Source organism: Collinsella sp. AM12-1, from assembly GCF_003472325.1.
In the GTDB taxonomy this organism is placed as follows: domain Bacteria; phylum Actinomycetota; class Coriobacteriia; order Coriobacteriales; family Coriobacteriaceae; genus Collinsella.
Genome location: NZ_QRLS01000019.1, coordinates 1 through 11073, shown reverse-complemented (window position 1 = coordinate 11073; position 11073 = coordinate 1). Strand labels below are relative to the sequence as shown.

Below are 11073 nucleotides of genomic sequence, written 5' to 3'. Positions count from 1 at the left end.
AAGCAAGCGTGCCCGCCGTCCCACCCAAGGACGGTGGGCACGCTTTTTGAATGTGGGCGGAAAGCTCCGACCCTTCGGCCTTAATCTCGCAAAGCGTTCCGTCTCCCGCCGAACACATCAGCATCGGCAGCTATACTACTCTCAGTAGTTAAGGGTCGCGGATTCGCCGCGTCACCGCTCTCAACAGGAGGTCTTTGTTTATGGCAGATCAGAAGCCGGTTGTCGGGATCATCATGGGCTCCAAGTCCGATCTGGGCGTTATGGAGGGTTGCACCGCCGAGCTCGAGGCACTGGGCGTGCCCTATGAGCTCGTGATTGCAAGTGCGCACCGCACGCCGGCGAAGGTCCATGAGTGGGCCTCGACTGCTGCCGATCGCGGTATCAAAGTGATCATCGCTGCCGCCGGCAAGGCCGCTCACCTAGGCGGTGTCGTGGCTGCGTTTACACCGCTGCCGGTCATCGGCGTGCCTATGAAGACGAGCGATCTGGGTGGTATGGACTCGCTGCTGTCGATGGTGCAGATGCCTTCGGGCGTGCCCGTTGCCTGTGTGGCCATCAACGGTGCCAAGAATGCTGCCATTTACGCCACGCAGATTCTGGGCGCATGCGACCCCGAGTACCGCAAGGTTATCGAGAAGATGAAGCAGGAGATGGCTGACGCCTAAGCGCTCTGCCAGTCCATTTGCAGCATAAGGAGAGCCATGTCCGACTATCAGGGAAAGCGTTTTTCGGCTTCTCAGATTCTCGATTCAGCCAAGTCGGGAGCAGCCCGTGCGGCACAGCAGGGTCGGACATCCTCTCCTCAGCAGCCGCGCGCGCCGCGCCCCGTGACGCCGGCGAAGCATCGCCGTCAGGATGCACCTGCTGCTTATCGTCCTTCGTCATACAGTACGGCCAAGAAGTCACCTCGCTCTTCGACGCATACCGCGCCATCGAGCTATACCGAGCCGCCGCGCAAAAAGCGCCGCTCCGTTGTCCCCATCTTGCTCATCATTATTGGCATCGGCCTCATCGTTGCTGCGGCCGCTATCTTTATTAATGCCCAGATTGGCTACAAGCAGGCGAGCGAGTCGTATCAAAAGATCGAAAAACAATATGTGAGCGACAAGGACGCCAGCGGCGTGCCGATTATCGACTTTGATGCGCTTGCTCAGACGAACCCCGAGATTGTGGGTTGGATTTACGCACCGGGAACCAACATCAACTATCCCGTAGTGCAGACCAACAACAACTCCAAATACCTCAACACGCTGTTTGACGGTACATCTAACGCGTCCGGTGCCATTTTCTTGGATAGCGATGACACCGCGCCGGGAATGGTTGACCAGCAGACCACGATCTACGGCCACCATATGAACGACGGGTCGATGTTCAACGTGATTTCGGACACCACCGATCAGGCGACGTTCGATAGCATCGAGTACGTGTATTACATTACGCGCGACGCTACGTATAAGCTACGGCCGCTGGCGACCAAAGTCGTCGAGGACACGTATGCCAAGGCGCGCACGCCTAATTTTGAGGGTGACGACGGGCTCAAGAACTACCTGTCCGAGATGCTCGACGGCGCTTCGGCCGTGGCGAGTGATGCGGGCGACCGCGCCGCCTCAGCAACCAAGGTCGTAACGCTTGTGACCTGCCGTTCGCTGTCATTTAGCAATACGCGCGCAGTCATGGTGCTCACACCGGTTGAGGAATAAGTTGTTCGAGAGTAGCTAAAAAAGCCCCGTTCCAAATTGGCTACTCGACGACGGTAAGGGAGAAATGATGCTCGAGAATGGCAAAACGATGCCTTCGGTTGATGCTTGGCTGCGCGAGGCCGAGGCCGATTCGTCGGCACCTGCGTGCGGTATGTATCTGACACATAACGGTGTGGTGCGCGCGACGCCCAAGGCCGAGGCGCGCGGTGTCGAGACCGATGGCGTGGCGCCGGGCCACAAGGTGGGCGGTATGGTGTTCGGCTTCGATGCTCAGAAGGTGCAGGCTGCTATCGAGGCCACGCGCGCGATGCCGGGTATCGGCTATGTGCGCGTGTGGCTGGCAAGCGGCGAGCTTACCGTGGGCGACGACATCATGCTCGTGCTCATCGGCGGGGACATTCGCCCGCATGTGGTCGATGCGCTGCAGGCGCTCGTTGGCACCATCAAGAATGAATGCGTGAGTGAGGTCGAGCGCGAGGCGTAGAGGCTTGCGTCGATAGAAGACTCGTTTATAAAAATGCCCGCCGGTACGAGTGATACCGGCGGGCATTTTGCGTTTTGGGCGCGGTGGGCGCTACACGCGCGTCGCATCCTTGGGGCTCATGGTCATGCTCTGGAAGCGGTTCTCCATGTATTCGTTATCGAAGTACGTGCCGTAGAACTGCGCGACGGGAATATCCGGCTCCGTGCCGTTGACGCGCTGGTACCAGTAGTCGAGCGACTGCAGCGTCATGACGCCGTCGACAAGCATAATGACGGTAAAGACGACGGTGGCCGAGTAGCGACTCTTCCACGGAATCATGTTGATGAGCTTGAGCAGCCTCGGCAGCAGCAGCTTGATCCAGATGAGTCCGCCCAGGCCCCACAGACAGGCAAAGCCCGTGCAGGTACGTCCGCCCGTAAGGACGGCGAGCGGATCGGGCATGCCAAAGAGCTTCATATGCGAGTAGCTCCACGAGACCACGCCAAACGAGGTTTGCATAAACCAGCCCACGAACACCTCAAAGCTTGCACCGAGCAGTGCGCTCACCAAAAAGATAATGATGGGGTTCTTTTTATAGAAGCGGTTGAGCACCATGGTCATGAGCACGGCGCCAAATCCGTAGATGGGGCTGAAGGGGCCAAACAGCATGCCGGCGCGGTTCTGGTAGACGCCCGGGTCGTCGACCGTCATGTGCCAGATGTCCTCGGCGATCAGGCCGAGTATGCAGCAGACAAAGAATACCCAGAACAGGTTGAAGTAGTTGAGCTTGATGTAGCCTTCGCCGGTTTCATCGCGCCCGAGCATGCCCTCGGCGGCGGCGTCGCGATCGAGCATCTCCTGCAGGCGGCGCTGCAGCTCGCGCTCCTGGCGCAGCGTGGGGTCGACGGTGGCCGAAAGCGCGACGAGGATGCCGAGCTGGATGGCAGGGCGAAGCAAGAAGGGCCCGATGCCCTGGAGCATCACGTCAACCAAAAGCTCGACGACGGTAAACGCGATAAGGATATAGGACAGGCGGGCGGCGTTGCGGCGCTGGTTTTTGATAAGGTCCAGGCCAAAGATGATCAGGATGACGGCGCTTGCCGCAGAGAGCATGATGCCGGCGACGATAAGGCCGACCGCGACGAGCGTGTTGTCACCGAGCTTGGCGGCGGCGTTGCCGTTGATGAGCGCGGTGATGACCTGCCACATAAAGGCGCCGACCGAAGGGAGCGTGCCCACGCCGGACAGGATGCACAGGACGGCGTACACCTTAATGATGAGGGGGATCTTCTTGACCTCCGTGGCGCTGGGGACGCTGGGGTCGAGTTCGTTTCGATCCATACATAACCTTTCTCGTTTTGCTGTAGGTACAAGGATACGCCGCCGACCTGCCAAAAGACAGGACGAACGTCCCAATTGCAACAATGCAAGCCCCAACGGCGGGCGAGACGCGTCGTAACGGAAGTATGCGGGATCGTCGGCCCCGAGGCGGTTGCCCAATAAAATGTTTGGCTGCAAAACGGATTATAAGCTCGGTGGGCTTTTAAAAAGCGCTGTTCATGCGCGGGAGTGCTTGTCTTGCCGTGCGTATAATAGGGCAGGTAACGCCAAATAACGAGGCTCTGAGGGGATGCCATGTCTCAAGAAACCATCCACGCGGCCGAGCGTGCCGCGGGACAGGTGAAGACCATGTCGACGTATGATCCGGACTCCGACCAGCTGCATGAGGAATGCGGCATTTTTGGTGTGTGGGCACCCGATCGCGATGTGGCTCGACTGACGTACTTTGGTCTGCGCGCGCTGCAGCATCGCGGCCAGGAATCGGCGGGAATCGCCGTGGGCGACGGCGGCACGGTTATGGTTCGCAAAGACCTGGGACTGCTCGATCGCGTGTTCTCCAACGCCGACCTGTCGACGCTCTCCGGCCAGCTGGCCGTGGGCCACGTGCGCTATGGCACCGCCGGCGCCAAGAGCTGGGAAGCCTCGCAGCCGCATCTTTCCACCATCAACAGCGTCATTATCGCGCTTGCTCACAACGGCACGCTGGTCAACACCGACGAGCTGCGCCGCCAGCTGATCGAGCTGGGCGTGCCGTTCCTCTCCAATTCGGATTCCGAGGTCGCGACCAAGCTTATCGGCTACTTTACTCAGCGTACGGGCCATCTGCGTGAGGGCATTCGCAAGACCATGGAGCTCGTGCGCGGCGGCTACGCCATGACGCTCATCAACGAGCAGGCGCTCTACGCATTCCGCGACCCGCACGGCATTCGCCCGCTGGTGCTGGGCAAGCTCGTGGACGAGGGCCTGGATCAGGCCGACGCCGCTTCCGTTTCGCAGCTGCCCTCGCAAGACGGCGCCGCGACGGTCGACGCCACCACCCATGTCACACGCGCTGGCGGCTGGGTCGTTGCCTCCGAGACCTGTGCACTCGACATCGTGGGTGCCGAGTACGTCCGCGACGTCCGTCCCGGCGAGATCTTGCGCATCAGCGCCGAGGGTCTGGTGTCCGAGCAGGGCGTGCCTGCCGCCGAAGAGCCTGCTAACTGCATCTTTGAGCAGGTCTACTTCGCTCGCCCCGATTCCATTATGAACGGCAAGAGCGTCTATGCCTGCCGTTACGACATGGGTCGCCAGCTGGCGCACGAGGAGCCCGTCGAGGCCGACCTGGTCATCGGTGTGCCCGACTCCGGCCTGCCGCCCGCGGAGGGCTATTCGCACGAGAGCGGCATTCCCTTTGGCGAGGGCCTCATCAAGAACCGCTACGTGGGCCGTACGTTTATCGAGCCTACGCAGGAGTTGCGCGCCATGGGCGTGCGCATGAAGCTCAACCCGCTGCGCGACAACATCGAGGGCAAGCGCCTGGTCGTCATCGACGACTCCATCGTGCGCGGCACCACCATGGTGCAGCTCGTCAAGATGCTGCGCAACGCTGGCGCCAAGGAGATTCATATCCGCATCAACTCGCCCGAGGTCATCTGGCCGTGCTTCTACGGCATCGATACCGACGTGCAGTCGCAGCTTATCAGCGCCAACAAGACGGTCGACGAGATTTGCGAGTATATCGGCGCCGATTCGCTGGCCTTCCTTTCGGTCGAGGGCCTGCTTAAGGTCATGCCCAAAGGCGGTTACTGCGATGCGTGCTTTACCGGACGCTACCCCGTGGCGATTCCCGAGAGCTTTGGCCGCGACAAGTTCATGGAGGGCTTTAAGCCCCGCAACCTGGACAAGCCGCTTCACTTTGACGACGACGCCGTGGTCGAGAAATACGACGACCGCAGCTGGGAAGAGAAGCACGGCGAGGCCTAAAACCTGCCATGTAGGGACAGGTTTATTTTGGTAGGTTTTACCTGCTGTTTTGTTGATATGACGGCGCGCGTTGTTATGGCGCGCGCCGAAATGAACGCAACTATGAGCACCGTTTGGCGCCCGCGCGGCGCCACGGTAGTGGGAGAGGAAGGCTCAGATGAGCGACAGCAAGCATGTGACGTACGAGGACGCCGGCGTCGATACCGCCGAGGGCGGCCGCGCCGTCGACGCGATTAAGCAGATGGTCAAGGACACCAATCGCCCCGAGGTTATCGGCGGCATCGGCGGCTTCGGTGGCCTGTTCTCGGCTGCCGCGCTTAAGGATATGGAAGACCCGATCCTGATCAGCGGAACCGACGGCGTGGGCACCAAGCTCGTGCTCGCCCAGATCATGGACCGTCACGAGACGGTGGGCCAGGACCTGGTCGCCATGTGCGTCAACGACATTTTGGCTTCGGGCGCCGAGCCGCTGTTCTTCCTGGACTACGTTGCCATCGGTCACATCGAGGCCGAGCACATGGCAAAGATCATCAAGGGCGTGGCCGATGGCTGTAAGCTCGCGGGCTGCGCGCTTGTGGGCGGCGAGATGGCCGAGCACCCGGGCGTCATGGCCCCCGCCGATTACGACCTCGCCGGCTTTACCGTGGGCGTCGTCGACCGTCCCAAGATGCTCGACCCCGCAAACGTCCGCCCGGGCGATGTGATCCTGGGTCTGCCTTCCACCGGCGTGCACTCCAACGGCTACTCGCTCGTGCGTAAAGTCATCGGCGTCGACGGCATTAAGCCGGGCACGCCCGAGGCCGCCGCTAAGGCCGAGGAGCTGAGCCGTCCGCTCGAGGAACTCGGCGGCGCATCGCTGGCAGACGCCCTGCTGGCCCCCACGCGCATCTACGTCAAGCCGATTCTGGAGCTGCTGCGCGGCGGCGCCAACGTGCACGCTATCGCCCACATCACTGGCGGCGGTATTACCGAGAACCTCAACCGCGCGCTCGCCGACGACGTCGATGCCGTGGTCACCCGCAACGGTGCCGAGATGGGCTGGGACGTTCCGCCCGTCATCACCTACGTGTCGCGCCAGGCCGAGCTCGCGCCCAACGAGGCATGCAAGACCTTCAACATGGGCGTTGGCCTGTGCCTGATCGTCGCCCCCGAGGACGAGGCCGCGGTTACCGAGGCCCTGGTCGCGCTGGGCGAGAAGCCGTTCCGCGTGGGCGAGTGCGTCGAGGGTTCCGGTAAGGTCGTGTACTCCGATGAGCGCTAACGAGCAGATGGCTGCCGCCGAGGGCCTGGGCTTTGTGCCCTACACCCGTCCGACCGGCACCGATACGGCCGAGCCGCTCAAGATCGGTGTGCTCATCAGCGGTTCGGGTACCAACCTGCAGGCGCTGATCGATTTGATCGCCGCCGGCAAGCTCAACGCTTCGATTGAGCTTGTGGTGTCGAGCCGGCCTTCGGCTAAGGGTTTGCAGCGCGCTGAGCGCGCGGGCATCCAGACGCTCACGCTATCTAAGGATGTCTACGCCGACCCCATCGCCGCCGACGAGATCATCGCGCACGAGCTTCTCGAGCGCGGCTGCGAGTATGTGGTCATGGCCGGCTACATGCGCATGGTGCACACGCCTCTGCTGGCGGCGTTTCCCAACCGCGTGGTCAACTTGCATCCGGCGCTGCTGCCGAGCTTTACCGGTGCGCATGCGATTGATGACGCCTTTGCGCGCGGCGTCAAGGTAACTGGCGTGACCGTGCATTTTGCCAACGAGATCTACGACAACGGTCCCATCATCGCCCAGCGTGCGCTGGCTGTTGAGGAGGGCTGGGATGTCGACACGCTCGAGGAGCACATCCACGCGATTGAGCACGTACTGTATCCCGAGGTCGTGCAAATGCTCGCCGACGGCCGCGTTCACGTGCTGGAGAACGGCAAGGTCGCCGTGGATCCGGCACGCTAGTCGTGTGTAAGAGGGCTCATTGAGCGTTCTTTGGGACGTAAGCGATCTAGAAAATCTGATAGGGCCCTGTCCGTGCGCGGGCGGGGCCCTTTTGTGTGGTCTACTCTGTTTGCTATACTGCTAGCAAGTAGAGAGGAGCCGCTATGGGTACAGCAACGGTGCAGCTCAACACACGAATCGACCCTATGCTCAAGGCCGGTGGCGATGCGGTCCTGACTCGTAATGGGCTGGGGCCGAGTGACGCCATTCGTGCGCTTTGGACCTATCTTGCCGAGCATCAAACGTTGCCGGGATTTATGGTGACGGATAAGTGCGAGACGCCCCGTGCGAAGAGTCTTGCCGAACAGGGGTGTGGTCTGGCTTTTTCCTCATTGGGGTTGAGCTTCTCAGATTTTGCGCCAGGCGAATCATCGGCGGACAACTGGGATGCCGTACGCGATGATATGTATGACGCGATGATTGCCGACATAGAGGCGAATTGCCGATGATTGAAGCAAAGCGGCTCTTGGTGGACACGAATGTTTGGCTTGATTACTACCTGCAAGAGGGCGCATTCGACAACGTGAGAAGATTGGTTGAACTGGCCGAAGCGGGAAAGATCGACCTTCTGTACGCGCCAACGACGGCAAAGGACGTGTTCTATATCTTGCCTCGGCGTCTAGCTCGACGGAATGTGAATGGGATTAACGCTTCGTTCGGTCCGGCTGCATGGGCATGCGTCGAGCATATGATGCAGGTGGCAACGGCTTCCCCGCTTTCGATGGCGGAGTGCGAGATGGCGCGCATGCTTGGCAAGCGCATGCCGGACCTCGAGGACAATCTCATTATCGCCTCGGGCGATACGGCGGATGTTGACTACGTAGTCACGAGCGACCGACGCATGTTGGAGACGATGCCCGAGGTATGCTTGACGCCCGCGCGCGCACTCGAGCTCATCGGGATCCTCGGCTAACCTTGCATACCCCGTTTCGCTATCATATTGAGCATTGTGGCCCTCATGCAACTTTGGAGGACGGTATGGCGGATAACGAAGCACTGTTTACGCCTGAGCTGGTGTTTTTTGATTGGGAGTGCGCGACGTCCGCCGAGGTGTTTGCGCGACTCGAAGGCGAACTTGCCCCACGCGGCTACATCTGCACCGGTTGGCTCGACGCCGTCCGCACGCGCGAGGATGCCTATCCCACGGGCCTTGCCATGCCGGCGGCAAACATCGCCATTCCGCATACCGATCCGGGGTTTGTAGCCAAGCCCTATATCGCGGTGGTAAAGCCCGCCGCGCCCGTGACGTTCAATGCTATGGCCGGCATGGGCGCTCCGGTGCCGGCGCAGATCGTCATCAACCTGGGCATCGCCGAGCCGGGCGGCCAGGTCGAGGCCCTGCAAGCGCTCATGAATATCTTTATGGACGCGGACGTCGCAGCCGATGTGCTCGGCCAGACCACGCCTCAAGGCATGGTCGACGCCATCCGCCGCCACTTTTAAAGCCGGCACTTGGGGACTGTCCCTAACTGCTGGCAGAAAAGGAACGTCCCCAAGTGCCAGGGTTGCCCCTTTGTCGCGGGGGCTGCGTTGTGACACAATGGCGTTTGTTCGATTCGTGATGCGAAAGGCCAACTATGGCAAACAAGAAAAAGAACTCCGAGGCCGCACCGACGCCCGAGCAGCAGGCTCGCGCCGCCTCCAGCTCTCGTAAGAAGCAGCGCAAGACGTACGTGTCTAAGACCGTCAAGATCGTTCTGGTGGTCATCGGCGTGCTGGCGATGCTGCTTTCCGTCTCGGCCATGGCGTGCTCCGGTCTCATGTCGCAGGCAGAGGATACCTCGGGCTACAAGCTTACCGGCGGTGTGGCTGCTACTATCAACGGCACCAACCTCACCGAGGACACCGTGACCAAGCAGATCATGAGCATGCGCACGTCCTACGGTTACACCAAGGACAAGGACTGGGCGCAGTATCTGGTCGACAACGACCTCACACCCAAGAAGTACCGCAAGCAACTCATCGACTCCTACACGCAGCAGATTCTGCTTCAACAGGCACAGAAGGAGAACGGCGTGACGGTGTCGGACGAGGAGGTCGAGAAGGCTTGGAAGGACGCGTGCAAGAGCGCGGGCGGTGCCAAGGCCTTTAAGAAGACCCTCAAGACCTACGGCTACACCGAAGACACCTATAAGAGCTCGCTCAAGGAGAGCATGGCGCAGCAAAAGCTCAAAGATGCCGTGGCGCCCACCAGCAAGCCCAAGGACAGCGAGATCGTCGATTACATCAACGAGAACCTGTCGAAGTACAACGATGCCCGCCGCTCGTCGAACATCCTGATCAAGGTTGATTCCGATGCGTCCGATGAGGACAAGGCTGCCGCCAAGGCTAAGGCGCAGGAGTGCCTGAACAAGATCAACTCCGGCGAGCTGAGCTTTGAAGACGCCGTGAAGCAGTATTCCGACGACACCGGCTCCAAGGAGAAGAAGGGTGACGTGGGCTGGGACAAGCTCACCACCTTTGTCGACAGCTACCAGACGGCACTCGAGGGGCTCAACAAGGGCGATGTGAGCGACGTGGTCGAGTCGACGTACGGCTATCACATCATCAAGTGCACCGACTACTTCCATGTCGATAATCAGGTCGATGACATCAACCAGGTGCCCAAGGCCATCAAAAAGTACGTCTCCAACGTGGTGAAGACGCAGGCGGCCAGCACCGCGTACAGCGAGTGGCTGGAGCAGTACAAGAAGGATGCCGACATCACCGTCAATCCCATGCCCAAGGACGTGCCGTACAACATCAGTCTGAAGGGCGTCACCAAGAGTTCGACCGACGATTCGTCGACGACTGAGTAATCATGGGGCGGTACTCGCGCGAGTGCCGCCCACGCTATTAGAGAGGATTTGCAGATGACCAACGAAGAGCTGCAGAAGGAAATGATCGCCGCCATGAAGGCTAAGGACAAGGTTCGCCTGTCTATCATTCGCCAGGTTAAGGCCGAAGTGAAGAACATCGAGGTCAACGAGCGTCGCGATGTGACCGAGGAAGACGTCAACAGCATGATCAAGCGTCTGATTAAGCAGACGAGCGAGACGCTGGAGATGTCCATTAAGGCCGGTACCGACCAGGAGCGTACCGACAACCTGACCGAGCAAGTCAAGATTCTGGAGAGCCTGCTGCCCGCGCAGGTTTCGGGCGAGGAGCTCGAGGCCCTGATTGAGCAAGTCATCGCCGAGCTGGGCGCCACGTCCAAGAAGCAGATGGGCCAGGTCATGGGAGCACTCGGCAAGGCCACCGGCGGCAACTTCGACAAGCCTGCCGCGGCAAAGATCGTCGGCGCAAAGCTTGCGTAATTTGTTACGCGGTTTTACCAAACCGCGTAACGGCTCGACGCTGCAAACCCGTACACACGGCAATCTGACGTTCAATTTCAAGAGCGCGACCATAAGGTCTGCGCCCTTTCATTTCACGTCACCTTGCTCGCGTGTACGGGTTTTCGCTGACTTATGCTCAACAAGGGCGGTTGTATTATTTTCGGGTCTTGAGGGGCGTGGCCGTCATGGTCGCGCCCCTTTTTGGTGGGGCACTCATTGGGGACAGACTTAAATGAGTGCCCAATGAGCGGGTACTCATTTGAACTGCATCCCATTTCTTGGACTTTGAAATTAAGGTT

General features: G+C 60.2%; 12 protein-coding genes. 11 read left to right on the top strand and 1 reads right to left on the bottom strand.

Going from position 1 to position 11073, the window contains the following annotated elements; all coding sequences use genetic code 11:
• Window positions 1-200: 200 nt before the first annotated feature.
• The 3 genes from purE (at window position 201) to DW136_RS08540 (ending at window position 2184) form a co-directional block, all read left to right on the top strand.
• A complete protein-coding gene (gene purE, locus DW136_RS08550; protein WP_006235810.1) occupies window positions 201-665 on the top strand; it encodes a 5-(carboxyamino)imidazole ribonucleotide mutase in 465 nt (154 codons plus the stop codon).
• A 36-nt stretch (window positions 666-701) separates the two neighbouring features.
• Entirely contained in the window at window positions 702-1700 is a 999-nt protein-coding gene (locus DW136_RS08545) for a class B sortase (protein ID WP_118289423.1), read from the top strand.
• Between the two features lie 67 nt (window positions 1701-1767).
• Window positions 1768-2184 (top strand): molybdenum cofactor biosynthesis protein MoaE, encoded by a 417-nt coding sequence (locus DW136_RS08540; protein ID WP_233546556.1) that lies wholly within the window; start codon window positions 1768-1770, stop codon window positions 2182-2184.
• A gap of 90 nt (window positions 2185-2274) precedes the next feature.
• Here DW136_RS08540 and DW136_RS08535 read toward each other — a convergent pair whose 3' ends face one another.
• Window positions 2275-3504 carry a putative ABC transporter permease gene (locus DW136_RS08535; RefSeq protein ID WP_118289421.1) on the bottom strand — a complete coding sequence of 410 codons (1230 nt, stop codon included), beginning with the start codon at window positions 3502-3504 and terminating at the stop codon, window positions 2275-2277.
• Window positions 3505-3798: 294 nt separating this feature from the next.
• Between DW136_RS08535 and DW136_RS08530 the strand changes: the two genes are divergently transcribed.
• From DW136_RS08530 to DW136_RS08495, 8 genes are all read left to right on the top strand, one after another.
• A complete protein-coding gene (locus DW136_RS08530; protein ID WP_118289420.1) occupies window positions 3799-5469 on the top strand; it encodes an amidophosphoribosyltransferase in 1671 nt (556 codons plus the stop codon).
• A 157-nt stretch (window positions 5470-5626) separates the two neighbouring features.
• Window positions 5627-6730, top strand: a complete 1104-nt coding sequence (purM, locus tag DW136_RS08525; RefSeq protein WP_055251557.1) for a phosphoribosylformylglycinamidine cyclo-ligase — start codon at window positions 5627-5629, stop codon at window positions 6728-6730.
• Entirely contained in the window at window positions 6720-7418 is a 699-nt protein-coding gene (gene purN, locus DW136_RS08520) for a phosphoribosylglycinamide formyltransferase (RefSeq protein ID WP_118289419.1), read from the top strand. Before purM ends, purN begins: the two co-directional genes overlap by 11 nt.
• Window positions 7419-7561: 143 nt before the next feature.
• On the top strand, window positions 7562-7906 hold the full coding sequence (locus tag DW136_RS08515; protein ID WP_117584050.1) for a type II toxin-antitoxin system RelB/DinJ family antitoxin: 345 nt from the start codon (window positions 7562-7564) through the stop codon (window positions 7904-7906).
• Window positions 7903-8370, top strand: a complete 468-nt coding sequence (locus DW136_RS08510) for a PIN domain-containing protein (RefSeq protein ID WP_199408615.1) — start codon at window positions 7903-7905, stop codon at window positions 8368-8370. Before DW136_RS08515 ends, DW136_RS08510 begins: the two co-directional genes overlap by 4 nt.
• 65 nt (window positions 8371-8435) lie before the next feature.
• A complete protein-coding gene (locus tag DW136_RS08505) occupies window positions 8436-8900 on the top strand; it encodes a PTS sugar transporter subunit IIA (RefSeq protein WP_118289418.1) in 465 nt (154 codons plus the stop codon).
• A gap of 134 nt (window positions 8901-9034) precedes the next feature.
• Window positions 9035-10255: a peptidylprolyl isomerase gene (locus DW136_RS08500; RefSeq protein WP_118289417.1), complete on the top strand. Its 1221-nt coding sequence runs from the start codon at window positions 9035-9037 to the stop codon at window positions 10253-10255.
• Window positions 10256-10309: 54 nt separating this feature from the next.
• Window positions 10310-10753 (top strand): GatB/YqeY domain-containing protein, encoded by a 444-nt coding sequence (locus tag DW136_RS08495; RefSeq protein WP_006235801.1) that lies wholly within the window; start codon window positions 10310-10312, stop codon window positions 10751-10753.
• Window positions 10754-11073 lie beyond the last annotated feature (320 nt).

Coding starts and splice junctions, on each gene's coding strand:
- DW136_RS08500 (WP_118289417.1), top strand. CDS start 9,035: ATGGCAAACAAGAAAAAGAACTCCGAGGCCGCACCGACGCCCGAGCAG.
- purM (WP_055251557.1), top strand. CDS start 5,627: ATGAGCGACAGCAAGCATGTGACGTACGAGGACGCCGGCGTCGATACC.
- DW136_RS08515 (WP_117584050.1), top strand. CDS start 7,562: ATGGGTACAGCAACGGTGCAGCTCAACACACGAATCGACCCTATGCTC.
- DW136_RS08530 (WP_118289420.1), top strand. CDS start 3,799: ATGTCTCAAGAAACCATCCACGCGGCCGAGCGTGCCGCGGGACAGGTG.
- purN (WP_118289419.1), top strand. CDS start 6,720: ATGAGCGCTAACGAGCAGATGGCTGCCGCCGAGGGCCTGGGCTTTGTG.
- DW136_RS08495 (WP_006235801.1), top strand. CDS start 10,310: ATGACCAACGAAGAGCTGCAGAAGGAAATGATCGCCGCCATGAAGGCT.
- DW136_RS08535 (WP_118289421.1), bottom strand. CDS start 3,504: ATGGATCGAAACGAACTCGACCCCAGCGTCCCCAGCGCCACGGAGGTC.
- DW136_RS08540 (WP_233546556.1), top strand. CDS start 1,768: ATGCTCGAGAATGGCAAAACGATGCCTTCGGTTGATGCTTGGCTGCGC.
- purE (WP_006235810.1), top strand. CDS start 201: ATGGCAGATCAGAAGCCGGTTGTCGGGATCATCATGGGCTCCAAGTCC.
- DW136_RS08545 (WP_118289423.1), top strand. CDS start 702: ATGTCCGACTATCAGGGAAAGCGTTTTTCGGCTTCTCAGATTCTCGAT.
- DW136_RS08505 (WP_118289418.1), top strand. CDS start 8,436: ATGGCGGATAACGAAGCACTGTTTACGCCTGAGCTGGTGTTTTTTGAT.
- DW136_RS08510 (WP_199408615.1), top strand. CDS start 7,903: ATGATTGAAGCAAAGCGGCTCTTGGTGGACACGAATGTTTGGCTTGAT.